Raw genomic sequence first — 25,402 nt, forward strand, 5'->3', positions numbered from 1 at the left:
AGACAGTTCACGCCCCGCCGCCCATCGGTTTCCCGGTGATCGCGAAAGTGGTGATCACCGCGGCGTGGTCGGAGGGCCAGTCGTTGTCCTCGACGTCCGGCCACGGCCGGGGGCTGCCGGTGACGTGGGTCCGGGAGTCGAGCACCCTGAGGCCCCGGTGGAGCACGAAGTCGATCCGGTCCTGCGGTTCCGGGCGGCCGCTGCCGTCCTCGTGCTCGGCGTGGACCGGGGACCAGGTGTGCCCAGGCTCCCGTACGGGGTCGGGGTGCGCCTCGCGGTAGGAGTCGGCGAAGCCCGCCTCCTCGGCGACCCTCGTCACCGGCCACCCGACCTCCGGCCGGTCCAGGTGGGAGGGGCTGTTGAAGTCACCGACGAGGACGACGGGCACGCCGGGGCCCGCTCCGATCCGGCGCAGGGCGTCCCGCAGCCGCGCGAGCCGCGCCCCCTCGTGGGCGATCAGCGTGTCCGCGTCGAGCCCGTCGAAGGCGGACTCGTAGGGCCCGTACGGCGCGCAGTCCAGGTGGGCCGTCCACACGTCGACCTCGTCGGCGCCGACCGCGATCCGGACGCCCGCCGCGCCGTAGAAGCCCACGTCGGGGTCGCCGAGGACGGCCGTGATCGGGTGGCGGCTGATGATCCCGAGGTTCTCCCCGGCCCGGTGGTGATACCAGCCGAGGGCTTCGGCGAGCTCCTCGGCGGCGGTGCCGTACGTCTCCTGGAGGCCGACCACGTCCACGTCGGTCTCGGTGAGGATCTTGAGCTGCTTGGCCCGGTGGTCGCGGACCTTCGTGCCGCCGTACCAGAGGTTCCAGCTCATGACGCGCAGCCGGTGCGGCAGCAGCGAGCGCAGCCGCTCGGGGGTGACGCCCTCCAGGCCGGGCACGACGGTCCGGCCGGGCGCCGTCCCGATCGGCGCGAGCGACGGCACCGCCAGCACCGTGCACCCGGCCGCCTCGGCGGAGGTCACACCGGTCTCGGTGTCCTCGACGGCCACACAGGCCGCCGGGTCGACGCCGAGGGCATGGCAGGCGGCGAGGTAGGGATCGGGGGCGGGCTTGGTGTGCTCGGTGTCGTCGGCGGTGACGGTGACGGCGAAGCGGCTCGCGCCGAGCGCGTCCAGCACCGTGTCGGCGACCGCCCGCGGCGACGCGGTCACCAGTGCCGTCGGTACGCCCTCCCGGGCCAGGGCGTCGAGCAGGGCGAGCGCGCCGGGGCGGGGCACGATGTCGGCGCGGACGCGCTCCGCGAACTCCCGGTGGAGCGCCTCGGCGAGCCCCGGCGCCGGCCGGCCCGTGGTGACGGCCAGCCAGTGGGCGGTGTGCTCGACGGGACGGCCGAGCACCTCTGGCCGGTCCGTCTCGGTCAGGGCCCGGCCGGCCACCTGTTCCACCGCCTCCCACCACAGCCGCTCGGTGTCGACGAGCGTGCCGTCCATGTCGAACAGGACGGCCTGGAGGGGGAGTTGCGTCACGGTTGCCTCTTTCGGTGGGGGGATCAGGAAGTACGTTCGGCCACGAGCACCGGGCGTTCGGGCAGCGACACGCCCACCGCGGCGCCCGCGGTGAGCTCGGCGGCCTCGTGGGCGGACAGGTCGGCCTTGACCTCGGTGCCGTCGGCGAGCCGGACGGTGACCCGGACGGCCGCGCCCAGGAAGGAGGTGGCGACCACGCGCGCGTCCCCGTCGTCCTCGGCCCGCACCCGCACCGCCTCGGGCCGCACCAGCACGTCCACCTCGGTCACGGCCGGGATCCTGCCGTCGACGGGCAGCCGACGCCCGAGCACTTCGACGGTCTCACCGTCGAGGTGTCCCGGGATCCGGCTCGTCGTGCCCACGAACTCGGCGACGAAGGCCGTGGCGGGCCGGCCGTACAACTCGGCCGGGGCGGCGCACTGTTCGAGCCGTCCGGCCTGCATCACGGCGACCCGGTCCGCCATGGACAGGGCCTCCTCCTGGTCGTGGGTGACGAACAGGGTGGTGATGCCGAGCTCCTGCTGGAGCCGCCGGATCTCCTCGCGCAGGGTCAGCCGCACCTTGGCGTCGAGCGCGGAGAGCGGCTCGTCCAGGAGCAGGACGCGCGGGCGCAGGGCGAGGGCGCGGGCCAGGGCGACGCGCTGCTGCTGGCCGCCGGAGAGCTGGTGCGGGAACCGGGCGCCCTTGTCGGCGAGGCCCACCAGCTCCAGCAACTCGGCGGCCCGGGAGCGCCGTTCGGCGGTGCGCACCTTGCGCATCCGCAGCCCGAAGGCCACGTTGTCGAGCGCGTCGAGGTGCGGGAAGAGGCTGTACGACTGGAAGACCATCCCGGCGTCCCGGCGGTGGGCCGGGACCCGGGTGACGTCCTCGCCGTCGACCAGCACCTCGCCGGAGTCGGGGTGTTCGAACCCGGCGAGCATCCGCAGGGCGGTGGTCTTGCCGCAGCCGGAGGGGCCGAGCAGGGCGAGGAGTTCACCCGGCCGGACGGTGAGGTCGAGGCCGTCGAGGGCGACGGTCGACCCGAACTCCCGGCGCAGGCCGCGGAATTCGACGGTCGCCGCGCTGGTCGTCTCCGTCGTATTCGTCGTCTTCGTCGCTGTCTTGTCGAGCACGGTCATGGTTCATCCCCGGGAAGTAGGACGGGTGCGCCCGCCGAAACCGGCGAGGACGAGGAGCAGCACCCAGGTCACGAGCAGGCTGAGCACGGACACGGCGACGGACAGCTGGGCCTGCGAGCCGCTGACGTTCACGATCCAGACGGCGAAGGGCTGGAAGCCGAGCAGCTGCGCCACGGTGAACTCGCCGAGCACCAGGGCCAGGGTGAGGAAGGAGGCGTTGAGCAGCGCGCCGCGCAGGTTGGGCAGGACGGCCTGGATCAGCGCCTGCGGCCAGCCGGCCCCGCAGCTGCGGGCGGCCTCGACGAGGGTGCCCACATCGATGGAGCGCAGCCCCGCGTCCAGGGCCCGGTACACGAACGGCAGCGCCATCACGACGTACGCCAGGACGAGCACGACGGGGAAGTCGGGGTTCTGGATCGCCACGAACGTCTGGAACAACGGGGTGCGCGAAAGATGCTCGGGTCCCCACTTCAGCACCGTCCCGATGCCGGCGACGAACGCGATCGGCGGCACGACCAGCGGCAGCGAGCACACCACCTCGACGACCGGGCGCAGCCGGGGCGCGCCCAGCCGCAGCGCCACCATGGCGGGCACCATCAGCAGCAGGACGACGACGATGGTGGCGACGGCCAGCTCCAGCGAGAGCCGGAGACTGGATCCGAAGCCGTCGGTGGAGAAGATCCGGGTGTAGGCGTCGAAGGTGACGCCCTGTCCGGGCACGTCGACGGTGAAGACGACCGACGCGGCCAGCGGAACCAGGAAGTACAGTCCGGCGAGGCCGAGGACTCCCCACCGCCACAGGTTCAGGCGAGCCATCGCGCGCTCCGTCGTTGAAGGGGCAGATACACCGCCATGACCAGGCCCGCGACCAGGACCATGTCGAGGCTGAGGGCGAGCGCCACGTTCTCCTGGCCGACGAGCACGTTGCCGGAGATGGCGTCGGCGATCTGGAGGGTGACCAGCGGGATGGAGCTGCCCACCATGGCGGCGGCGGTGGCGTACGCGGCGAAGGCGCTGCCGAAGAGCAGCACCAGGCCGCCGAGCAGCGAGGGCAGCAGGACGGGCAGGGCGACGTGCCGCCAGTACTGCGCGGGGGTCGCGCCGTTGTTCTGCGCCGCCTCGCGCCACTGGGAGCGCAGCCCCTCCAGGGCGGGGGTGATGGTGAGCACCATCAGCGGGATCAGGAAGTACAGGTAGACGATCACCAGTCCCCAGAAGCTGTACAGGTCCCAGCCCTGGTCGGTGAGGCCGAAGTGCCGGGTCAGCACACCGGCGTTGCCGAGCGTGGCGACGAAGGCGAACGCCAGCGGGACGCCGCCGAAGTTGGCCAGTACCCCGGACGCGGTGAGCACCGCGTCGCGCAGCGCGCGGAAACGGGAGGTCACGACGGCCTGGGCCAGCGGCAGCCCGAGCAGCGCCCCCAGCCCCGCCGACACCGCGGACAGCTTCACGCTGCCGAGCAGGGCCGTCAGATACGCGCCCCGCAGGGAGGCCGTCAGGTTGTCGGCCGTGTACGAGGTGGCGCCCGTGGCCGGGTCCTTGGCGGTGAACGCGCCGTCGAGCATGGCCATGGCGGGCAGCCCGAAGGCGAGCGCGGTGAAGGCGAGCAGCGGGACGACGGCGAGCCACCCGAGGGCACGGCGCCGCCGCTTCACCGGAGCGGCGGCCGCCGTGTCGACCCGTACGGCGGTGGAGGTCATCCGGAGACGGCCTTGGCCCAGCCCTGCCCGAGGACCGTCTTGGCCTTGCTCTGCTGGTCCTCGGTCGGGAAGGAGGGCGTTCCGGAGACCTCGGGCAGCTTGGCCGCGGCCGTCCTGTCGAGGGTGCCGGCCTTCTCCATGGCGGTCATCAGGGCCGGCCGGGCGTACCCCTTGAGCCACAGGTTCTGGCCCTCGGCGCTGTAGAGGTACTCCTGCCACAGCCGGGCGACCGCCGGGTGCGGGGCGTCCTTGTTGATCGCCTGGGAGTAGTACTGGGAGAACTGGCCGTCGCTGGGCACCGACACCTTCCAGTCGACGCCCTTGGACCTGAACTCGTCGGCGTATCCGGCGTTGAGGTAGTCCCAGTCGATGCTGATGGGCGTCTCGCCCTTCTCGACGGTGGCCGGGGTCGACTCGACGGGCGTGTAGTTGCCGTTCTTCTTCAGCTCGGCGAAGAAGTCGAGGCCGGGCTGGATGTCGTCGAAGGAGCCGCCGCTCGCGAGGGAGGCCGCGTAGACACCGCCGAACGCGGAGCCGGACTTGGTGGGGTTGCCGTTGAGGGCGACCTGGCCCTTGTACCGAGGCTTGAGCAGATCCGCGAAGGTGGTCGGGCAGGTCTTGACGCGCTTGGCGTCGCAGCCGATGGAGATGTAGCCGCCGTAGTCGTTGTACCAGCGGGCCTGCGCGTCCTTCTGCCCCTCGGGCAGATCGGCGAACGACGCCACCTTGTACGGCGCGAGCAGCCCCTGCTGGGCGGCGCTCAGCGCGAAGGAGCTGCCGAGGTCGAGGACGTCCGGCGCGCGGTCCTGGCCTTTCCTGGAGGTGACGGCGTTGATCTCGTCCTGGCTGGAGCCGTCGGGGTTCTCCACCGCGACCTTGATGCCGTACTTCTTCTGGAAACCGTCGATGAGGGCGCCGTAGTTGGCCCAGTCACGTGGCAGCGCGATGGCGTTCAGCGTGCCCTCCTTCTTCGCCGCCTTCACCAGGGCGTCGAGGCCGCCGAAGTCCGCGGCGGAGGCGGCGGTGGCGGCGTTCTTGCCGTCGGCGGTGGTGGAGGTGCTGGTGTCGGGGGCGGCGCCACAGGCGCTCAGGGCGAGTACGGCGACGGCGGCGAGGGCACCGCCACGGGCGGCTGTTCTCGGCAGGGGCACGGTCACGGCTTCTCCAGGGGACGCGCGAGAATGCAGGAGATTGAGGAGAACTTGTCTGAACAAGTTGGCCTCAGTACGCACGCCGCTGGTGTCCCCTTCGTAAACACTGGCGAAACCCTGAGCCCCGATTTCACGCACAGTTGCGGTGGAAGCCGAGCAGCGCCGCAGGTCGACTAGGCTGGTCAGGCTGTGTACAGCAGTCGACGCAGAGGGGAAGCATGGCCGCGCGACACGAGGAGATCGCCGACGCACTGCGCCGGGCGATCGACCGCGAGGAGTACGCGGTCGGCGCGCGGCTGCCCGCCGAGACCGACCTCGCCACCCGGTACGGCGTCTCGCGCGGCACGGTCCGCCAGGCCGTCGCGGCGCTGACCGCCGAGGGGCTCATCGGCTCCCGCCAGGGCGCCCGCCGCGTGGTTCTGGCCAGCCGCCGCAGCCAGAGCTTCGCCGAGCTGCGCAGTTTCGCCCAGTGGGCGCGCGCGATGGGCCGCGAGGCGACCGGCCGGGTCGTCTCCCAGGAGTACCGACCGGCCGCCGCCGAGGACGCCGTACGCCTCCAACTCCGCGACGGGACACCCGTGTTGCACGTGCTGCGGCTGCGCGGTCTGGACGGCGAGCCGGTGCTCCTGGAGCGGACCGTGTACGCGGACTGGATCTCCCCGGCCGTCGAGTCCATCGAGCCGGACTGCCCCTCGGTGACCCAGCGTCTCCTCGACGACACCGGCCTGGTCTTCGCCTACGGCGAGCATGTCATCGACGCGGTGGCGGCGGGCGCCCAGGACGCCGAGCTGCTCGCCGTCCGCCGCACGAGCCCCCTGCTGCGCGTCCGCCGGGTCACCACGACCCGCGAGGGCCGCCCGGTGGAGTGGTCGGACGACCGCTACCGCTCGGACGCGGTCAGCTTCAGCGTGCACAACTCGATCGGGAACAACGCGCTGGCCCGCAAGACGGCCGAGTAGGCCGGGCAGTCCGGCGCAGGCCGGCTCGGGCCGGCGGTTCCGCTCAGGTCGGCGAGCCCGCGGAGAAGCGGCGCAACAGCGGCGACAGGACCAGCACGGACTTCGTCCGTTCCACGAACGGCTCCCCCGCGATGCGCTCAAGCACCCGCTCGAAGTGGCGCATGTCGGCGGCGAAGACCTGGGCGACGGCGTCCGCCTCCCCGGTGACGGTGGACGCGGCCACGACCTCCTGGTAGCGCTCCAGGCCCCGCTGGATGGTCTCCGGGGAGGTGTTGCGCCGGCAGTAGATCTCGACGAACCCCTCGGTCTCCCAGCCGAGGGCCGCCGGGTCGACCCGTACGGTGAAGCCGGTGATCGCCCCGGTGGCCCGCAGCCGGTCCACGCGCCGCTTCACGGCGGGCGCGGACAGGCCGACCAGTTGCCCGATGTCCGCGAAGGAGCGGCGGGCGTCCTCGGCGAGGGCGTGCACGATGCGTTCGTCGAGATCGTTCAGCACAGTGGGTTGATCACTTCTCAGATGGTGCGGGCGCTGCGAGGCGGGAGCGGCGGTGGCCGTAAAGGAAGTAGAACACGAGCCCGACCGCCATCCAGACTCCGAAGACCACCCAGGTGACGGCCGAAAGGCTGCCCATCATCCAGACGCAGAGGGCGAGACCCAGGGCGGGCAGTACCGGCGAGAGCGGCACCCGGAAGGTCCGGGGCATCTCGGGACGCGTCCGGCGCAGCACCACGACCGCGATGTTGACCAGCCCGAACGCGAACAGCGTACCGATGCTGGTGGCGTCCGCCAGCTGGCCCAACGGGATCGCGGCGGCCAGCACACCGCAGAACAGCGACACGATCACCGTGTTCACGCGGGGCGTGCCGGTCTTCGGGTGGACACGGGAGAACACCTTGGGCACCAGGCCGTCCCGGGACATCGCGAAGAGGATGCGGGTCTGGCCGTACAGCACGGTCAGGACGACGCTCGCGATGGCGATGACCGCGCAGAAGGCGAGGAGGGTGCCCCAGAAGGACTGGCCGGTCACGTCGCGCATGATCTGCGCGAGCGCGGCCTCGGAGTCGCCGAACCGCTGCCAGGGCTTGGCGCCCACGGCGACGGCCGCGACGAGGACGTAGAGCGCCGTCACGATGACGAGCGACAGCATGATCGCGCGGGGCAGGTCGCGCTGCGCGTTCTTCGCCTCCTCACCGGCGGTGGAGGCGGCGTCGAAGCCGATGTACGAGAAGAACAGCGTCGCGCCGGCCGCGCTGACGCCCGCCATGCCAAGAGGCATGAAGTGCTCGTAGTTGCCGGAGCGGAAACCCTGAACGCCGATGGCGCAGAACAGCACCAGGGCGGCGATCTTCACGGCCACCATGACGGTGTTCGCGCGCGCCGACTCGCGGGCGCCGCCGAGCAGGAAGGCCATGGCGAGCAGGACGACGATGAGGGCCGGCAGATTGAAGATGCCACCGTCCCCGGGCGGCGCCGACAGCGCGTCCGGGATGGTCACGCCGATCGTCCCGTCGAGCAGCTCGTTGAGGTACTCGCCCCAGCCGACGGCCACTGCGGCGACCGACACGCCGTACTCCAGGACCAGACACCAGCCGCAGATCCAGGCGACCAGTTCGCCCATCGTCGCGTACGCATACGAATACGAGGAGCCGGCGACCGGGATGGTGCCCGCCAGCTCGGCATAGGACAGAGCCGAGAAGAGCGCCGTGAGTCCGGCGATCACGAAGGAGAGCGTGACGGCCGGACCGGCCTTGGGCACCGCCTCGCCGAGGACGACGAAGATGCCGGTGCCGAGGGTGGCGCCGATGCTGATCATCGTGAGCTGCCACAGCCCGAGGGAGCGCCTGAGGGACCCTCCCTCGCCCTGGCCACCCTCGGCGACCAGGTGTTCCACGGGCTTGCGCCGCATGAGACGCGCGCCGGGCCCCGGGGACGCGGGGGCGGTCCGACTGCGTTGTTGCGGGGGTGCGCCTTGATCGAGCACGCGCTGACTCCTTCGTCGCTGCCTCTCGGCGTGACGGGAACCGGCGGCACACCTGCGCGAGCAGGAACCCACCGAGCGGGGTCCCCGCCACGCTACGTACAGCGCACGACCCTATGAGCAGGGCCGTCGCGCTAGTAATGCTGCAACCTTGCGCACACACGCAAGATCGTTGCGTTCATGGAACGAGGGTGCACATTCGTTGCGGGCCGGCTGAAAGCGCCCCCATAGGGGCGCGGGGAACTGCGCGACCAGCCAAAGCGGACCCGCACCCGAAGTACGGCCCAACCAGCGGAGCTACCAGCTCGCGTGCAGCGGCTTGCCCTCCGCGTAGCCGGCCGCGCTCTGGATCCCGACGACGGCCTTCTCCGCGAACTCCTCGAGAGAGCCCGCCCCCGCGTACGTGCAGGAGGAGCGGACACCCGCGATGACCGAGTCGATCAGGTCCTCGACACCCGGGCGGGCCGGGTCGAGGAACATCCGCGAGGTGGAGATGCCCTCCTCGAACAGCGCCTTGCGGGCACGGTCGTACGCCGACTCGTCGGAGGTGCGGTTGGCGACGGCGCGCGCGGACGCCATGCCGAACGACTCCTTGTACAGGCGGCCGCCCGCGTCCTGCTGGAGGTCGCCCGGGGACTCGTAGGTGCCCGCGAACCACGACCCGATCATCACGTTGGACGCACCGGCGGCCAGCGCCATGGCGACATCGCGCGGGTGCCGGACACCGCCGTCGGCCCACACGTGCTTGCCGTACTTCTTCGCCTCGGCCGCGCACTCCAGGACCGCCGAGAACTGCGGCCGGCCCACGCCGGTCATCATGCGGGTGGTACACATGGCGCCCGGGCCGACCCCGACCTTGATGATGTCGGCGCCCGCGTCGATCAGGTCCTTGACGCCCTCGGCGGAGACGATGTTGCCGGCGACGATCGGCACCCGCGGGTCGAGCGCGCGCACGGTCCGGATCGCGCTGATCATCGACTCCTGGTGGCCGTGCGCGGTGTCGATGACGAGCGTGTCCACGCCCGCGTCGAGCAGCTGCTTGGCCTTGCCCGCGACATCGCCGTTGATACCGACGGCCGCGGCGACGCACAGCTTGCCCGCCGCGTCGACGGCCGGCGTGTACAGGGTGGCGCGCAGGGCGCCCTTGCGGGTGAGGATGCCGGCGAGCTTGCCCTCCCGGTCGACGGCGGGGGCGTAGCGCCGGTTGGCCGCGTCGAGGGTGTTGAAGGCCTCGCGCGGGTCGATGTCGGCGTCCAGGAGCAGCAGGTCCCGGGACATGACGACCTCGAGCTGCGTGAAGCGATCGACCCCGGTCAGGTCCGCGTCGGTGACGACACCGACCGGGCGGAACTCCTCGTCGACGACGACACCCGCGTTGTGCGCGCGCTTGGGCAGCAGGGCCAGGGCGTCGGCGACCGTCTGGTGCGGGGCGAGCACGATGGGGGTGTCCAGCACCAGGTGGCGGCTCTTGACCCAGCTGATCACGTCGGTGACGACGTCGATCGGAATGTCCTGCGGGATCACCACCAGCCCGCCGCGACGGGCCATGGTCTCGGCCATCCGGCGACCGGCCACGGCGGTCATGTTGGCGACGACCAGCGGGATCGTGGTGCCCGTGCCGTCCGGGGCGGACAGGTCGACAGCCTGACGCGACCCGACCGCGCTGCGGCTCGGCACCATGAAGACGTCGTCGTAGGTGAGGTCGTACGCGGGCTGGATGTCGTTGAGGAAACGCACGTGCTGCACATCCCAGTCGATCAGAGGTGACCCCCGGACAGGTCAGCCAGGGGGAGAAGCACGTACTTCATTCTCCCACGACGGCCGTGATGCGATGCCCGGACAGAACGTCCAAGCAGCTCAGGGGGGTCTTAGGAGGATCCTCCGAGGGCGAGGAGCACGGACAGCGCCGGCACCTGGTCGACCGCCTGGGCGAACACGTCCTGCGCGATCACCCACTCCTGCGGCCGCTCCTCGGCGTACGGCCGCCAGTTCCGTACGACGATCTGGAGCCCGCCGCCCCCGGGCGGGGGCGGGAGGTCGGTGAGGCTGTCGGCGAGGGCGTCCCAGTTGCGTCCGAACCAGTCGGGCAGGCCGAGGGCGTCGGCGCAGCGGTCCATCAGAGCGGACTTGTCGGTCACCCCGTCCAGATCCAGCGTGACCACGAACTGCGTCATCTCAGCACCGCCCGGAACGTGTTGTAGTGATCATCGGTGTAGTAGATCTCGTCGCCCCGCCCGGTGACAACGCGTCGGGCCCCGCGGTCGCGCGAGCCCGGCGTCTCGACGGTGTATTCGTGGTAGTAACCCCGCTTGTGCGCGGGCAGCAGTCCCTCGAAGTTCCCGAAGACGGCGCCGTCCTTGGCGTACGGGAAGGGGCCGCCGTCGTCGATGAGCCGCAGCGTCCGCCGGGCCTCGGCGGGCAGCTCGGACTCCCGGACCGTGGCCAGGCCGCCGGCCCAGGACGGCTCGGCGGCCTGCGCGGCGGCCGGGGTGGAGTCCCGCGGGCCCGGCTGCCCCGACGTACAGCCGGTGAGCAGGGCGAGCGGGAGGAGCAGGCACAGGAGCACGCGGGGGACGAACCGCAGCAGCATGCGTTCGATGCTGTCACGGCCGTCCCCTCATGACCTGCTGCCGGGTCCGGTCAGATCCCGTCCGGGTCCGTCCGGTTGAGGGCGGGCTTCGGTGTCGGCCCCGCCGTCATCAGGTAGTCGGCCGCCGACGTGTCCGTCACCAGGCTGGTGACGAGCCCGGACCGCAGCACCGCGTCGATCGCGGCCGCCTTGCGCTGCCCGCCCGCGATCGCGACGACCTCGGGGACCCGGCGCAGCTGGTCGGTCTTGACGGTGATGCACCGCTCGCCCAGGTCCCGCCCGACCCGGCGGCCCTCGGCGTCGAAGAGGTGCGCGGACATCTCGGCGGCGACCCCGAGCGAGGCGTAGTGCGCCCGCTCCTCGTCGCTGAGCATGTCGTGCACCGTCGAGATGCCCGGCTCCCAGGAGCCGATGGAGACACAGGCGACCGTGACCTTGTCGAAGTACTCGAAGGCCCGGGCGATCCCGGTCTGGTGGCGCAGCGCAGCCGCGGTGGCCGCGTCCGGCAACAGCATCGGCGCGTAGATGGGGTGCGCGTCGCCGCCGGACACCTGGGCGGCGCGGCGGACGGCCTCGACCGAGCCGCGCTCCGCGGTCCCCGCGTCGTAGACACCCGTCAGCTGCACCACCGTGCACGGCGGCAGCCGGTCCAGCGCCGCCGCCATGTGAATGGTGGACCGGCCCCAGGCCAGCCCCAGTACGTCCCCCTCGTCGACCAGTTCGCCGAGCAGGTCCGCTGCCACCTCCCCCAGGTTCTCGGGGTCCGTGGTCTCCTCGGCCTCGGCCGGGGACTCGACCACGACGGCGTGCCTGAGGCCGTAGCGGGCGCGGAGCGCGTCCGAGCGCTCCGCGTCCAGCTCGGCCGGCACGCGGATCTCGATCCGTACGAGATCCCGTTCGAGGGCGGTCTCCAGGACCCGGGCCACTTTGAAGCGGCTGACGCCGAACTCCTCCGCGATCTGGATCTTGGACTTTCCCTCGAGGTAGAAGCGGCGGGCCATGGCCGCCGCCTGCACCAGCTCAGCGGGTCCCATCCGCATGGCTGACCGGCCCGCCGACATACCCGACACGGCGTTCTCCTCACTGCTGTTCACACTCTGGATACGCCGTTCATCCTCGCAGATCCGGCGCAGTTGATCAGCTCTGATGGGAGCCGTTCACATACCTGTCGGTAAGTGGTTGGTTTAGTGTCCACATGCCCACGAGGCGCCGGCGGTCGCCGCCTCCGCCTGAGCCCGCAGGCCACGGACCGCCTCCGCCGGGTCGTCCGCCCCGTATACGGCCGAGCCTGCCACGAACACGTCCGCGCCCGCCTCGGCGCACCGCTCGATCGTCGAGGCCGAGACCCCGCCGTCGATCTGGAGCCACAGGTCGAGTCCGTGCTTGCTGATCAACTCGCGGGTGCGGCGGATCTTGGAGAGCATGATGTCGAGAAAGGCCTGACCCCCGAAGCCCGGCTCGACGGTCATGATCAGCAGCATGTCGAGTTCGGGCAGCAGGTCCTCGTACGGCTCGATGGGCGTCGCCGGCCTGAGTGCCATGGCGGCACGGGCGCCCTTCGCCCGGATCTCGCGGGCGAGTCGCACGGGTGCGGCGGCGGCCTCGACGTGGAAGGTGACGGACGAGGCACCCGCCTCGACGTACTGCGGGGCCCAGCGATCGGGGGCCTCGATCATCAGGTGGCAGTCCAGCGGAGTGTCCGTCGCACGGGCCAGTGACTCTACGACCGGCACACCGAGCGTGAGGTTCGGGACGAAATGGTTGTCCATGACGTCGACGTGGAGCCAGTCGGCTCCGGCGACCGCCTCCGCCTCGTCCGCAAGGCGGGCGAAGTCGGCGGACAGGATGCTGGGGTTGATCTGCACGGCCATGACCCAAGCCTGCCATGCCCTCCGGGGGTTGCGGGCATCGGTCCCGCGGGGGGAGCGTGGTTCGTCGTCCGCGGACCGGCTGTGGCTGATGGCGCGGCTCCCCGCGCCCGCTACGGGACGCGGCCGCACACGGCGGCGACAGAACGGCTCGGAGGGTAGTCATGGCCGAGAACCGCGGTGTCGCGCACCTGGTCTGCGGGCGGCGCGCGAAGTGGCTGGTGCTGGCGCTGTGGCTGGTGCTGTTGTTCCTGACGGCACCCTTCGCCCAGAAGCTCACCGACGCCCAGGACAACGACGCGGCCTCCTGGCTGCCGGGGTCGGCGGAGTCCACCCAGGTGCTGGAGATCTCGCAGGACTTCAGGCCGGAACAGATCCCCGCGGTCGTCGTCTACGCCCGCGACGGGGGCCTGACGGCCGAGGACCGGACGCAGATCACCGAGGACGCGGCTCAGCTCAGGCGGCTCACCGACCACGGCATCCGCGGCGCCGAGACCCGAGGCCCGCTCTACGACCGCCCGACCGATCCGCGAGCCGCCCAGATCTATGTGCCGATCACCATGGACGAGCAGGGCTGGGAGCGCATCGCCCCGGCCGTCGATTCGATCCGTGACGTCGTCGGCAACGGCGGCGCCGGTCTGGCCGTGCACATCACCGGACCCGGCGGTACCTCCGCGGACTTCTCCGAGGCCTTCGAGGGCATCGACTCGACCCTGCTGCTGGCGGCGATGGGGGTGGTCGTCGTCATGCTCCTGATCACCTACCGCAGCCCCACCCTGCTCGTCGTCCCGGTGCTCGCCGTGGTCGCCGCCCTGTTCACCGCGCAGGCCCTGATCTACTTCCTGGCCGAGCACGCGGGCCTGACGGTGAACGGTCAGAGCGCCGGCATCCTCACGGTGCTCGTGTTCGGCGCGGGCACGGACTACGCCCTGCTGCTGGTGGCCCGTTACCGGGAGGAGCTGCGCCGGCACGAGGACCGCCACGAGGCGATGGCCCTGGCGCTGCACCGCGCGGGCCCCGCCGTCCTGGCCTCCGGCGCCACGGTCGTCCTGAGCATGCTGATGCTGCTGGCCGCCGAGATGAACTCCACCCGTGGTCTGGGCCCGGTCGCGGCCATCGGCGTGGCGGTCGCGCTGCTGGCGATGATGACCCTCTTCCCCGCCCTGCTGGTGATCTGCGGCCGCTGGATCTTCTGGCCGGCGATCCCGCACTTCGGCTCCCCGGACCCGACCGAGCGCGGTGTCTGGGCCCGCACGGGCCGTGGCATCGCCCGCCGCCCGCGCATGGTCTGGGCCGTGACGGCGCTGGTCCTGGCGGTCTGCTCGCTCGGTCTGATCCAACTGCGCGCCGAGGGCATCGGCAACGCGGACGCGTTCACCGGCAAACCGGACTCGATCACGGGCCAGGAGGTGTCGGCGAAGTACTTCGCGGCGGGCAGCGGCGACCCGCTGGTCGTCATCGCCGACCAGGCCCGGGCAGGGCAGGTGAAACGCGCGGTCGCGGGGACGGAGGGCGTCGTGCCGACCTCCCTCGGCCTGCCGGCGGGCACGAAACCCGTCCACGACGGCCAGGTGCTGTTCGAGGCGACGATGACCGACCCGGCCGACAGCGAGGCCGCGAAGCAGACCGTGGAGCGGGTCCGGGACGCGGTGCACGAGGTGCCCGACGCCGACGCCAAGGTGGGCGGCGGCACGGCGGCACTCCTCGACATGGACAAAGCGACCACCCACGACAACCTGCTGATCATTCCGCTGGTCCTGGCCGTGGTCCTGCTCATCCTCTGTGCCCTGCTGCGCGCCCTGATCGCCCCGCTGCTGCTGGTCGGGACGGTGATCCTGTCCTTCGCGGCGGCCCTGGGCCTCAGCGCGCTGGCGTTCCGCCACCTGTTCGACTACGCGGGCGAGTCGACGGACTTCCCGCTGTTCGTCTTCGTGTTCCTGGTGGCCCTGGGCATCGACTACAACATCTTCCTGACCACCCGGATCCGTGAGGAGGCCGCCCGCCAGGGCACCCGGCAGGGCGTGGTGACCGGCCTGGCGGCGACCGGCTCGGTGATCACCTCGGCGGGCCTGGTCCTGGCCGGCACCTTCGCGGCCCTCGCCACCCTTCCCATGGTCGCCTTCGCGGAGATCGGCTTCGCGGTGGCCCTGGGCGTCCTCCTGGACACCTTCATCGTGCGGTCGGTGCTCGTCACCTCACTGTTCCTGGACATCGGACCGAGGATCTGGTGGCCGCATCAGGCGGCCCGGGAAAGCCACGCGACCCCGTCGAAGGGCCCCGCTCAGCCGGCCGAGAGCACCGAGACCTGAGAGCCCTTTGCATGACCATGCGAGTTCATGCATAATCTTCCTATGTCCAAGGTCCTCACCTCCCTTCCCGCCGGCGAGCGCGTCGGCATCGCCTTCTCCGGCGGGCTCGACACCTCGGTCGCGGTCGCGTGGATGCGCGACAAGGGTGCCGTCCCGTGCACCTACACCGCCGACATCGGCCAGTACGACGAGCCCGACATCGCCTCGGTGCCCGGCCGCGCGAAGACCTACGGCGCCGAGATCGCGCGCCTGGTCGACTGCCGCGCCGCACTGGTCGAGGAGGGCCTGGCCGCGCTCACCTGCGGGGCGTTCCACATCCGCTCGGGCGGGCGCGCCTACTTCAACACCACGCCCCTCGGCCGTGCCGTCACCGGCACCCTCCTGGTCCGGGCCATGCTCGAGGACAACGTCCAGATCTGGGGCGACGGCTCGACCTTCAAGGGCAACGACATCGAGCGGTTCTACCGGTACGGCCTGCTGGCCAACCCGCACCTGCGGATCTACAAGCCCTGGCTGGACGCGGACTTCGTGACCGAGCTCGGTGGGCGCAAGGAAATGTCGGAGTGGCTCGTCGCCCACGACCTGCCCTACCGGGACAGCACGGAGAAGGCGTACTCCACCGACGCCAACATCTGGGGCGCCACCCACGAGGCCAAGACCCTGGAGCACCTGGACACCGGCGTCGAGACCGTCGAGCCCATCATGGGCGTGCGGTTCTGGGACCCGTCGGTCGAGATCGCCACCGAGGACGTGACGATCGGCTTCGACCAGGGCCGCCCCGTGACGATCAACGGCAAGGAGTTCGCCTCCCCCGTCGATCTGGTGATGGAGGCCAACGCCATCGGCGGCCGCCACGGCATGGGCATGTCGGACCAGATCGAGAACCGCATCATCGAGGCCAAGAGCCGCGGCATCTACGAGGCGCCCGGCATGGCCCTGCTGCACGCGGCCTACGAGCGTCTGGTCAACGCCATCCACAACGAGGACACCCTCGCCCAGTACTACAACGAGGGACGGCGTCTCGGCCGGCTGATGTACGAGGGCCGCTGGCTGGACCCGCAGGCGCTGATGGTGCGCGAGTCGCTCCAGCGCTGGGTCGGCGCGGCCGTCACCGGCGAGGTGACGCTGCGGCTGCGGCGCGGTGAGGACTACTCGATCCTCAACACCGTCGGCCCGGCCTTCAGCTACCACCCGGACAAGCTGTCCATGGAGCGCACCGAGGACTCCGCGTTCGGCCCGGTGGACCGGATCGGCCAGCTCACCATGCGCAACCTCGACATCGCCGACTCTCGCGCCAAGCTGGAGCAGTACGCCACGCTCGGTCTGATCGGCACCGGCAGCCCCGCGATCGGCGCCGACCAGGCGGCCGCGACCGGTCTCATCGGCACCATGACGGAGCTGCCGGAGGGCGGCGCCGAGGCCATCGCCTCCCGTGGCGAGGTCTCCGACGACGACCAGCTGCTGGACCGCGCCGCGATGGAGTTCGGCACGGACTGACCCCCGCGGGGGCACCCGTCCACGAAGAAGGCCGGCCCCACGCCGATGACGTGGGGCCGGCCTTCTTCATGTATCCGTCCGCGCGGGCCTCAGCCGGTCTTCTTGATCAACGCCAGGTACATGGCGTCGGTCCCGTGCAGATGCGGCCACAGCTGGATGTCGGGCCCGTCACCCAGCTCCGGTACGCCCGGCAGCAGCGGGCGCGCGTCGATCAGCTCGGCCTCCGGGTACTGCTTGAGGATGTCGGAGACGACCGCCCGGGTCTCGGCCAGGTGCGGTGAACAGGTGGCGTACCCGACGACGCCCCCGACCCGCACGGACTCCAGCGCGGTGCGCAGCAGCCCGCGCTGGAGCGGCCCGAACCCGTCGAGGTCCTCCGGCCTGCGCCGCCAGCGCGCCTCGGGCCGCCGCCGCAGGGCGCCGAGGCCCGTGCACGGCACGTCCATCAGCACCCGGTCGAAGGAGCCGGGCCGCCACGGCGGCCGGGTCCCGTCGGCGGCGATGACCTGGTAGGGCCCGGGGTTGCCGGCCAGCGCCTTGGCGACGAGCCCCGCGCGGTGCGGCTGCTTCTCGGAGGCGAGCAGCGCGGCCCCCCGCTCGGCGGCGAGGGCGGCGAGCAGCGCGGCCTTGCCACCGGGTCCGGCGCACCCGTCCAGCCACAACGCGTCGGACCCGTCGAGCGGCGCGTTCGCCAGCGCGAGCGCCACGAGCTGGCTGCCCTCGTCCTGCACACCCGCCCGCCCGTCCCGTACGGCGTCGATGGCCCCGGGCTCCCCGCCCTCGGTGAGCCGCACGGCGTACGGCGACCAGCGCCCGGCGACCGAGGCCTCCTCGCGGAGCAGTTCCTCGGTGGTGGCCCGCCCGGGCCGGGCGACGAGCGTCACTTCCGGCCGCTCGTTGTCCGCCGCCAGCAGCTCCTCGATGCCGGCCCGTCCGCCGCCGAGGGAGTCCCACAGCGCGGAGACGACCCAGCGCGGGTGCGAGTGCACGACGGCGAGGTGGTCCTCGGGATCGTCGTCGTAGGGCGGAGCGACCTTGTCGAGCCACTCGTCGAGATCGTGCGCCGCGACCTTGCGCAGCACGGCGTTGACGAACTTGGCGCGCCCGTCGCCGAGCACGACCCGGGCGAGCTCGACGGAGGCGGACACCGCCGCATGGCTCGGGATGCGTGTCCCGAGCAGCTGATGCACGCCGAGGCTCAGCACGTCGAGGACCGGCGGATCGACCTCGCGCAGCGGCCGGTCGACACACGCCGAGATGACGGCGTCGTACGTCCCCTGCCGGCGCAGTGTGCCGTAGACCAGCTCGGTGGCGAGGGCCGCGTCCCGTCCGTCGAACTTGTCGGGTCCCTCCTTCTCGCGTGCCTTGCGCAGCAGCGGCGGCAGCACGAGGTTGGCGTACGCGTCCCTCTCGTCCACGGCCCGCAGCGCCTCGAAGGCGAGGATGCGGACGGGGTCCTTCTGAGGCCGGCGGTAGGGCTTGCCCGGCTTGCGGGAACGGTGGGGCTGGTCGCTCACGAAAAGGTGCTCCGGATTGCAGGATGGAAGGTGCGTCCAGCGTACGTCGGTGGTACGCCGGGCGGGCTTGCCGACTGGGGCTCGCGGACCGGGGGCGGGGCTCACGGACCGGGCGCGGCTTGTGCAGGAGCGTTACGCCCCGACGGCCTCCCCGTCCCCGATCCGGGCGCCCCGGGCCCAGTCGGCGGCCCGCATCGGCTTCTTGCCCTGCGCCTGCACCCACAGCAGCTCGACCGCGTACGAGCCGGTGCCGACGTGCACGCTGTTCTTGCCGACGAGGAGCGCGCCCGGGGCGAGATCGGTCCGCTCGGGAACCGGCTGGACCTGGATGAGCTTGAGCCGCTCCCCGCGGAAGACGGTCCAGGCGCCGGGGGCGGGGGTGCAGCCGCGCACGACCCGGTCGACCCGCAGAGCCGGGGTGGCCCAGTCGACCTGAGCGTCCTCGACGGTGATCTTCGGCGCGAGGGTGATCCCCTCGCCCGGCTGCGGCACGGCCTTCACCGTGCCGTCCTCGATCCCGTCCATGGTCGCCGCGAGCAGCCCGCTGCCGGCGAAGGCCAGCCGGGTGAGCAGGTCACCGCTGGTGTCGGTGGGCCGGATCTCCTCGGTGACCGTGCCGTACACCGGCCCCGAGTCGAGGCCCTCCTCGATCAGGAAGGTGGAGGCGCCGGTGATCTCGTCCCCCGCCATGACGGCGTGCTGCACGGGAGCGGCCCCGCGCCAGGCCGGCAGCAGCGAGAAGTGCAGGTTGACCCAGCCATGGGCCGGGATGTCCAGCGCCACCCTGGGCAGCAGCGCCCCGTAGGCCACGACGGGACAGCAGTCGGGCGCGATCTCCCTCAGCCGCTCCAGGAACTCCGGATCGCGCGGCTTGGCGGGCCTCAGCACTTCGATGCCCGCCTCCTCGGCGCGCTGGGCGACGGGAGAGGCGACCAGCCTGCGCCCCCGCCCGGCCGGCGCGTCGGGCCGCGTGACGACGGCGGCCACCTCGTGCCGCCCGGAGGCGATCAGAGCGTCCAGGGCGGGAACGGCAACCTCGGGGGTACCGGCGAAGACGAGCTTCATGAGTGGGCGGGGCCTCTCGGGCGGGACGGACGACGGGCAACGCACAAGTTTATGACGCCGGCCGGGCAGGCCGCCGACGGGCGGGAGGCCCCACGAGCCGCGCCCTCGGGGGGCGTACGCATATGCCCATACGCCCCCACACCGTGACCAGCGGCGCGAACCCGCGTTGGTCAAGAAAGAGTTGACCACACCTTCTTCAACGCCGGTTCGAGAGGCTTGTTCATGGCCGACCATGCAACCCACGACGCCCAGGCCCGGGCCAGCCTGCACTTGCTGGTGCGGGACATCGAGCGCGTCCGACGGCAGGTGGACGCACTGCGCACCCTCACCGCCCAGCTGGGCAACGTCTACCGCCCCCGCCGCTCCGGCCCGTCCACGGGCTTCGTCGTCTACGGACGCGCCCCCGCCCCCACGGTCCGCCTCGCCCAGGAGCTGCGGGACAGCGTCGAGACCCTGGTCACCGCGGCGGTGGACTTCGACCGTTCGCTCGGCTTCTCGTGGGACGCGGTGGGCTCCGCCCTCGGGGTCACCAAGCAGGCCGTACACCGCCGCTACGGCGCCCGCCGTGCCGCGGCGGCCCAGGCCGCCACCGCCGAGGCCGAGCGACCCGCCGAGCCCACCGGCGCCCGCACGGTCACCGTGAACACGGGCATCCCGACGGTTCCCACGGTTCCCGCCGCCCGCTCGATGCCGACCCAGCCGACGGCGGGCAGCCCGGCCCTGCGCGACGCCGGCAGCCCTGCCTTGCGCGACGCCGGCGCTCCGGCCCTGCTCGACGCCGGTGCCCCGGCCCTGCGCGATGCCGGCAACTCGGCCTTGCGTGACGAGGCGAGGCCGACCGCCTTCCCCGGCCCGCGCAACGGCTGACGCACCGCATCCCGCACCGGGCAGCTCCCCACCCCGACCACCTCCCCCACCCTGCCCTCTCGGCCCACGCCCGAGAGGGCAGTCGCACACCCGGCCCTCCCCCACCCCCACCAGCGCTGATCTGCGCGTCGTCCCTCAGCCGATGTCCGGGGGATCGATCCGTACCCGCACGGCCTCCTCGCCACCCCGCGCCATCCGAGCCGCCTGCGCCGTCTTCAGGGCGGCGGCCAGCGCGGCGCCCCGTCCGGGCGGCACCCGGAGCAGCGCCCGCTCCCACTCCTCCCCGGGTGGCGGCGCCCCCGGCCGCCGAGGCCGCCCCGCCGGGCCCGAAGGCACCGGAACCGGCCCCAGCAGCTCCGCCTCCGGCGGCAGTTCGACGGCCTCCAGGAACGCGGCCACGGCCTCCGCCGTCCCCGACACCGCCGCCATCCGCGACACCGGCGGAAAGCCCAACTCGGCCCGCTCGGAGAGCTCCCGCACCGCGTGCCCCACCGGATCCCATCGCACCAGCGCCTGGACGGGCCGCAGGGTCGGCTCCGCGACGACGACCACGGTTCCCCCCTCCCCCGACGGCCGTACGAGCGCGGCGGCCGCGATCCAGCGGCGCAGCGCGTCCTCCCCGGCCCGCAGGTCGGGCCGCCCGAGCATGGCCCAGCCGTCCAGCAGCAGCGCGGCCGCGTACCCGCCCTCGGCGACCGGCTCGGCCCCGGGCGTGGACACGACGAGCGCGGGCGCCCCCGGCACGGTGTCCAGCACCTGCTCACGTCCCGACGTCCGCACCGGCACGGCGGGAAACGCCCGCCCCAGCTCCTCGGCGGTCCGCCGGGCCCCCACGACCTGGGCCCGCAACCGGAACGAGCCGCACTCCGGACAGTGCCAGGCGCTCTCCTCACGCCCGCACCACCCGCACCACAGCGCACCCCCGTCCCGCGCCTCCAACGGCCCGGAGCAGTGCCGGCACCGGGCGGCGGTCCGGCACTGCGCACACGCCATCCGCGGCACATAACCCCGCCGGGGCACCTGGACGAGCACCGGCCCGTGCCGCAGCCCCTCCCGGACCGCCTGCCAGGCGAGGGTGGGCAGCCGGGCGGCCCGGGCCGCCTCGTCCCGCGCGAGGTCCTGGTCGCCCACGGTGCGCACGAGCGGAGCGCTGTGCCGCACCTGCTCCCGTGCGGCGATCAGCGGCCGCGCCCACCCGCTCTCGACGAGCTGCGCGCCCTCCACGGTGCAGCTCCAACCCCCCATCAGGAAACCGCACTTGTCCTGCGCGGCCCGCAGCAGCAGCACTTCGCGCGCATGGGGCTGCGGCGCGTGCTGCTCGCTGTGGCTGTCGTCCCCGTCGTCCCAGAGCGCGACCAGACCGAGGTCCTGGACCGGCGCGAACATCGCCGCACGCGTCCCGACGACCGCCCGCACGGAACCCCGCCGTACGGCGAGCCACTCCCGATACCGCTTCTCGGGCCCGGCGTCCGCGGTGAGCAGCGCATGCCGCCCCTCCCCCAGCAACGCCGTCAACGCGGCGTCGACCCGCGCGGCGGCCCGCCCGTCGGGTACGACGACCAGTGCCCCGCGCCCCGAGGCGAGCGTCGAGGCGACGGCCCGCGCCAGCTCCTCGCTCCACTCGGGGCCGGGCAGCGCGTTCCACACCGCCCGGGGCGCGCCCCCGGACGCCAGCGACTCGAGGAACGCGCCCCCTCGCTCGTAGCGCCCCCAGGACCCGGTCTCCGGCGCCACCGGCGGCGGCAGCGGCGCCGGGGAGGGCCGCTGCTCGGCGCGCGCGTTGCGCGGCGGCACGGCCAGCTGAAGGACGTCGGCCAGGCTCCCCGCGTACCGGTCGGCGACGGCCCGCGCCAGTCCCAGCAGCTCCTCGCTCAGCACCGGCTCGGGCGACACCACCTGGGCGAGCGCCGCGAGCGGCCCGGAGTAGTCCGACGCGGCGAGCCGCTCGACGAGGAACCCGTCGATGAGCCCCCCGCCCTCGCGCCGCCCTTCCCGCACCCGCCCACGCCCGGCGCCGAACCGCACCCGAACCCGCACCCCCGGCCGGGCGTCGGCGTCCAGCTCGGCCGGCACCGCATAGTCGAAGTACCGGTCCAGATGCAGCACACCCTTGTCGACGAGCACCCGCGCGACCGGCAACTCCTCGGCCAGCGCGGCCCCCCGCCAGGTCCGGGGCTTGGCTCGCGGCGTCTTGGCCTGCCGCACGCTCTCCCGGATCAACGCGAGCTGCTCGGGCGGCGCGCCCTCCCCGGCCGCACCACCGTCCCCCTGCCCGTTCTCGCTGCTCACACCTGCATTCTTACCAAACCCCACTGACAACCGAGGGCGCCCGAAGGCACCCCGGCGTCAACCTTCCGAGTTCAAGCCGGCAGCGGCACGAACCCTGCCGGTTTCACCGCACGCCAAAGGCGCACTCCACCGAAGTAACCGCGACCTTCGCACCGGAAGGCCACCAGCGTACGAATCCCCGATCCGCACCGCGAGCCGATTCCTCTGCTCGCCGGCGCCCCCGAGACGCGCCGAGGCCCGGCCCCCTGGGAGGGCCGGGCTCGGCGCGTCGCTGAGAGGGACGGACTACAGTCCCGCGGCCTTGCGCAGCGCGTCCACGCGGTCCGTGCGCTCCCACGTGAAGTCGGGCAGCTCACGGCCGAAGTGGCCGTACGCGGCGGTCTGGGCGTAGATCGGACGCAGCAGGTCGAGGTCGCGGATGATCGCGGCCGGGCGGAGGTCGAAGACCTCGTCGATGGCCTTCTCGATCTTCTCGGCGTCGACCTTGGCGGTGCCGAAGGTCTCCACGAAGAGACCGACCGGCTCGGCCTTGCCGATCGCGTAGGCGACCTGGACCTCGCAGCGCGCGGCGAGACCCGCGGCCACCACGTTCTTCGCGACCCAGCGCATCGCGTACGCCGCGGAGCGGTCGACCTTGGACGGGTCCTTGCCCGAGAAGGCGCCGCCGCCGTGGCGGGCCATGCCGCCGTAGGTGTCGATGATGATCTTGCGGCCCGTGAGGCCGGCGTCGCCCATCGGGCCGCCGATCTCGAAGCGGCCGGTCGGGTTGACCAGCAGGCGGTAGTTCTCGGTGTCGAGCTTGATGCCCTCGTCCAGGAGCGCCTTCAGCTCCGGCTCCACCACGAACTCGCGGATGTCCGGGGCCAGCAGGGAGTCCAGGTCGATGTCGCTCGCGTGCTGCGAGGAGACGACGACGGTGTCGAGACGGAGGGCCTTGTCGCCGTCGTACTCGATGGTGACCTGGGTCTTGCCGTCGGGGCGCAGGTAGGGGATGGTCCCGTTCTTGCGGACGTCCGACAGGCGCTTCGACAGCCGGTGCGCCAGGAAGATCGGCAGCGGCATCAGGGTCGGCGTCTCGTCCGACGCGTAGCCGAACATCAGGCCCTGGTCGCCGGCGCCCTGGCGGTCCAGCTCGTCCTCGTCGCCCTCGACGCGGTTCTCGTACGCCGTGTCGACACCCTGGGCGATGTCCGGGGACTGCGCGCCGATGGACACCGAGACACCGCAGGAGGCGCCGTCGAAGCCCTTCTTCGAGGAGTCGTAGCCGATCTCGAGGATCTTGTCGCGCACGAGCTGGGGGATCGGCGCGTACGCCTTGGTGGTGACCTCACCGGCCACATGCACCAGACCGGTCGTGATCAGGGTCTCGACGGCGACCCGGGAGGCCGGGTCCTCGCGCAGCAGGGCATCGAGAATGGTGTCGCTGATCTGGTCAGCGATCTTGTCGGGGTGACCCTCGGTCACAGACTCCGAGGTGAACAGGCGACGGGACACAACGCTCCCTGGGGTTGCAGCGGCTGCTGGCTGATCATTGGCGGACGCGACAGGAGCTGCGCCCGGCGTCGTCCGAGAACAGTTTATCGGTCGTGCCCCTCCACCGGGCCACCCGTCTCGCCTCTCGGGAGCGCTGTGACCTGCGGCACGGGCATTCTGCCGAATGCCGAGCACCGTTGGCCAGGGGCGCCACGCCCGAATCGACCGAGCGGAAGGACGACGGGGAAGCGCATCAAACAGTCAGGTCAGCCGTCGCGTCACCAGGTCCCACACGGTTTCGGCCAGGGCCTCCTTGGGCCCGTACGGCACGGGCGTTTCGCTGCCGTCGGTGCCCAGCACGACGGCTTCGTTCTCCTCGGAGCCGAAGGTCTTGCGCTCCCCCACCTCGTTCACCACCAGCAGATCGCAGCCCTTGCGCCGGAGCTTCGACCGGCCGTTGGCCAGGACGTCGTCGGTCTCGGCCGCGAAGCCGACAACCACCTGGTTGGAGCGCGCCCGGTCGGCGGAGACCTCCGCGAGAATGTCCGGATTCCGCACAAGAACGATGGGGTCCGGTTCCCGGCCGTCCTGCTTCTTGATCTTTCCGGCCACGTACGTCTCCGGCCGGAAATCGGCCACGGCGGCCGCCATGACGACCGCGTCGGCGTCCGCGGCCGCCTTCAGGACCGCCTCGCGCAGCTGCACGGCCGTGCCGACCTGAACGACGTCGACCCCGGCCGGGTCGGGCAGGCCGGTGTTCGCCGCGATCAGCGTGACGCGGGCGCCACGGGCGGCGGCCGTGCGGGCGAGGGCGTAGCCCTGCTTGCCGGAGGAGCGGTTGCCGAGGAAACGGACCGGGTCGAGGGGCTCGCGGGTGCCGCCGGCGCTGACCACGACATGCCGGCCGGCGAGGTCGGGTTCGCGCACTCCCCTGGCCAGGACGCGGCGGCAGACCTCGAAGATCTCGGCCGGGTCGGGCAGCCGCCCCTTGCCGGTGTCGACGCCGGTGAGCCGGCCGACGGCCGGCTCGATGACGACGGCGCCCCGGCGGCGCAGTGTCGCCACGTTCTCCTGGGTGGCCGGGTGCTCCCACATCTCGGTGTGCATCGCGGGGGCGAAGACGACCGGACAGCGGGCCGTGAGGAGGGTGTTGGTGAGGAGGTCGTCGGCGAGGCCGTGGGCGGCCTTGGCGAGCATGTCCGCCGTGGCCGGGGCGACGACCACCAGGTCGGCGTGCTGGCCGATGCGGACGTGCGGGACCTCGTGGACGTCGTCCCAGACCTCCGTGGAGACGGGATGGCCGGAGAGGGCGGACCAGGTGGCGGCGCCGACGAAGTGCAGCGCGGACGCGGTGGGCACCACCCGGACGTCATGGCCCGACTCGGTCAGTCTGCGCAGCAGCTCACAGGCCTTGTAGGCGGCGATGCCACCACTGACCCCCAGAACGACCTTGGGCTTGTCCACCGTCTCTCCCCGGACCTCGGAAAACGTACGCCGCGGCTCCCGGCGTACGAGTCCATCAGACACCACAGGCCCGGCAGCCGTGCTG

The 25,402-nt window shown here is 72.3% G+C and carries 21 protein-coding genes; 4 read left to right on the forward strand and 17 right to left on the reverse strand.

Annotated features, from left to right (window positions below; all coding sequences use genetic code 11):
- Positions 1-7 precede the first annotated feature (7 nt).
- From G9272_RS09160 to G9272_RS09180, 5 genes are read right to left on the reverse strand one after another with little or no spacing between them, the layout of a single operon-like run.
- Positions 8-1,471 carry an HAD-IA family hydrolase gene (locus tag G9272_RS09160; protein ID WP_171396081.1) on the reverse strand — a complete coding sequence of 488 codons (1,464 nt, stop codon included), beginning with the start codon at positions 1,469-1,471 and terminating at the stop codon, positions 8-10.
- 23 nt (positions 1,472-1,494) lie between these two features.
- On the reverse strand, positions 1,495-2,589 hold the full coding sequence (locus G9272_RS09165; protein WP_171396082.1) for an ABC transporter ATP-binding protein: 1,095 nt from the start codon (positions 2,587-2,589) through the stop codon (positions 1,495-1,497).
- 3 nt (positions 2,590-2,592) lie between these two features.
- Positions 2,593-3,405: an ABC transporter permease gene (locus tag G9272_RS09170; protein WP_171396083.1), complete on the reverse strand. Its 813-nt coding sequence runs from the start codon at positions 3,403-3,405 to the stop codon at positions 2,593-2,595.
- Positions 3,393-4,289 carry an ABC transporter permease gene (locus tag G9272_RS09175; protein ID WP_171396084.1) on the reverse strand — a complete coding sequence of 299 codons (897 nt, stop codon included), beginning with the start codon at positions 4,287-4,289 and terminating at the stop codon, positions 3,393-3,395. The genes G9272_RS09170 and G9272_RS09175 overlap by 13 nt, the downstream gene beginning before the upstream one ends.
- The gene (locus G9272_RS09180) at positions 4,286-5,446 is read right to left on the reverse strand and encodes an ABC transporter substrate-binding protein (RefSeq protein WP_171396085.1); all 1,161 of its coding nucleotides are present in this window, start codon (positions 5,444-5,446) and stop codon (positions 4,286-4,288) included. The genes G9272_RS09175 and G9272_RS09180 overlap by 4 nt, the downstream gene beginning before the upstream one ends.
- Before the next feature lie 212 nt (positions 5,447-5,658).
- Between G9272_RS09180 and G9272_RS09185 the strand changes: the two genes are divergently transcribed.
- Positions 5,659-6,399 (forward strand): GntR family transcriptional regulator, encoded by a 741-nt coding sequence (locus tag G9272_RS09185; RefSeq protein WP_171396086.1) that lies wholly within the window; start codon positions 5,659-5,661, stop codon positions 6,397-6,399.
- A gap of 43 nt (positions 6,400-6,442) precedes the next feature.
- Here the strand turns inward: G9272_RS09185 and G9272_RS09190 are convergent, their stop codons facing one another.
- The 7 genes from G9272_RS09190 to rpe form a co-directional block, all read right to left on the reverse strand.
- Complete coding sequence (locus G9272_RS09190; protein WP_020128883.1) at positions 6,443-6,895, reverse strand: Lrp/AsnC family transcriptional regulator; 453 nt, start codon at positions 6,893-6,895, stop codon at positions 6,443-6,445.
- Between the two features lie 10 nt (positions 6,896-6,905).
- A complete protein-coding gene (locus G9272_RS09195) occupies positions 6,906-8,381 on the reverse strand; it encodes an amino acid permease (protein ID WP_171396087.1) in 1,476 nt (491 codons plus the stop codon).
- Between the two features lie 294 nt (positions 8,382-8,675).
- Complete coding sequence (locus G9272_RS09200) at positions 8,676-10,124, reverse strand: GuaB1 family IMP dehydrogenase-related protein (protein ID WP_301272125.1); 1,449 nt, start codon at positions 10,122-10,124, stop codon at positions 8,676-8,678.
- A 122-nt stretch (positions 10,125-10,246) separates the two neighbouring features.
- A complete protein-coding gene (locus G9272_RS09205) occupies positions 10,247-10,552 on the reverse strand; it encodes a barstar family protein (protein WP_171396088.1) in 306 nt (101 codons plus the stop codon).
- A complete protein-coding gene (locus tag G9272_RS09210) occupies positions 10,549-10,968 on the reverse strand; it encodes a ribonuclease domain-containing protein (RefSeq protein WP_171396089.1) in 420 nt (139 codons plus the stop codon). Before G9272_RS09210 ends, G9272_RS09205 begins: the two co-directional genes overlap by 4 nt.
- 50 nt (positions 10,969-11,018) lie before the next feature.
- On the reverse strand, positions 11,019-12,062 hold the full coding sequence (locus G9272_RS09215) for a sugar-binding transcriptional regulator (RefSeq protein ID WP_171396090.1): 1,044 nt from the start codon (positions 12,060-12,062) through the stop codon (positions 11,019-11,021).
- Positions 12,063-12,152: 90 nt separating this feature from the next.
- Positions 12,153-12,839, reverse strand: coding sequence for a ribulose-phosphate 3-epimerase (rpe, locus tag G9272_RS09220; protein ID WP_171396091.1), 687 nt, complete (start codon positions 12,837-12,839; stop codon positions 12,153-12,155).
- Positions 12,840-13,000: 161 nt separating this feature from the next.
- Here rpe and G9272_RS09225 point away from each other — a divergent pair, with 161 nt between their 5' ends.
- Positions 13,001-15,145 carry an MMPL family transporter gene (locus G9272_RS09225; RefSeq protein WP_171396092.1) on the forward strand — a complete coding sequence of 715 codons (2,145 nt, stop codon included), beginning with the start codon at positions 13,001-13,003 and terminating at the stop codon, positions 15,143-15,145.
- A gap of 42 nt (positions 15,146-15,187) precedes the next feature.
- Positions 15,188-16,642, forward strand: a complete 1,455-nt coding sequence (argG, locus tag G9272_RS09230; protein WP_171396093.1) for an argininosuccinate synthase — start codon at positions 15,188-15,190, stop codon at positions 16,640-16,642.
- Between the two features lie 89 nt (positions 16,643-16,731).
- Here argG and G9272_RS09235 read toward each other — a convergent pair whose 3' ends face one another.
- On the reverse strand, positions 16,732-18,159 hold the full coding sequence (locus tag G9272_RS09235; protein WP_171396094.1) for an RsmB/NOP family class I SAM-dependent RNA methyltransferase: 1,428 nt from the start codon (positions 18,157-18,159) through the stop codon (positions 16,732-16,734).
- 132 nt (positions 18,160-18,291) lie between these two features.
- Positions 18,292-19,224: a methionyl-tRNA formyltransferase gene (fmt, locus tag G9272_RS09240; RefSeq protein WP_171396095.1), complete on the reverse strand. Its 933-nt coding sequence runs from the start codon at positions 19,222-19,224 to the stop codon at positions 18,292-18,294.
- Positions 19,225-19,446: 222 nt separating this feature from the next.
- Here fmt and G9272_RS09245 point away from each other — a divergent pair, with 222 nt between their 5' ends.
- Positions 19,447-20,091 (forward strand): hypothetical protein, encoded by a 645-nt coding sequence (locus G9272_RS09245; protein WP_171396096.1) that lies wholly within the window; start codon positions 19,447-19,449, stop codon positions 20,089-20,091.
- A gap of 135 nt (positions 20,092-20,226) precedes the next feature.
- Here the strand turns inward: G9272_RS09245 and G9272_RS09250 are convergent, their stop codons facing one another.
- The 3 genes from G9272_RS09250 to coaBC all read right to left on the reverse strand — a co-directional run bounded on the left by G9272_RS09250 (position 20,227) and on the right by coaBC (position 25,317).
- Entirely contained in the window at positions 20,227-22,380 is a 2,154-nt protein-coding gene (locus tag G9272_RS09250; RefSeq protein WP_171396097.1) for a primosomal protein N', read from the reverse strand.
- 285 nt (positions 22,381-22,665) lie between these two features.
- Positions 22,666-23,874 carry a methionine adenosyltransferase gene (gene metK / locus G9272_RS09255; RefSeq protein ID WP_171396098.1) on the reverse strand — a complete coding sequence of 403 codons (1,209 nt, stop codon included), beginning with the start codon at positions 23,872-23,874 and terminating at the stop codon, positions 22,666-22,668.
- A gap of 240 nt (positions 23,875-24,114) precedes the next feature.
- The gene (coaBC, locus tag G9272_RS09260; RefSeq protein ID WP_171396099.1) at positions 24,115-25,317 is read right to left on the reverse strand and encodes a bifunctional phosphopantothenoylcysteine decarboxylase/phosphopantothenate--cysteine ligase CoaBC; all 1,203 of its coding nucleotides are present in this window, start codon (positions 25,315-25,317) and stop codon (positions 24,115-24,117) included.
- Positions 25,318-25,402: the final 85 nt, after the last annotated feature.

The sequence above is a fragment of the Streptomyces asoensis genome (assembly GCF_013085465.1).
Taxonomy (GTDB): Bacteria; Actinomycetota; Actinomycetes; order Streptomycetales; family Streptomycetaceae; genus Streptomyces; species Streptomyces cacaoi_A.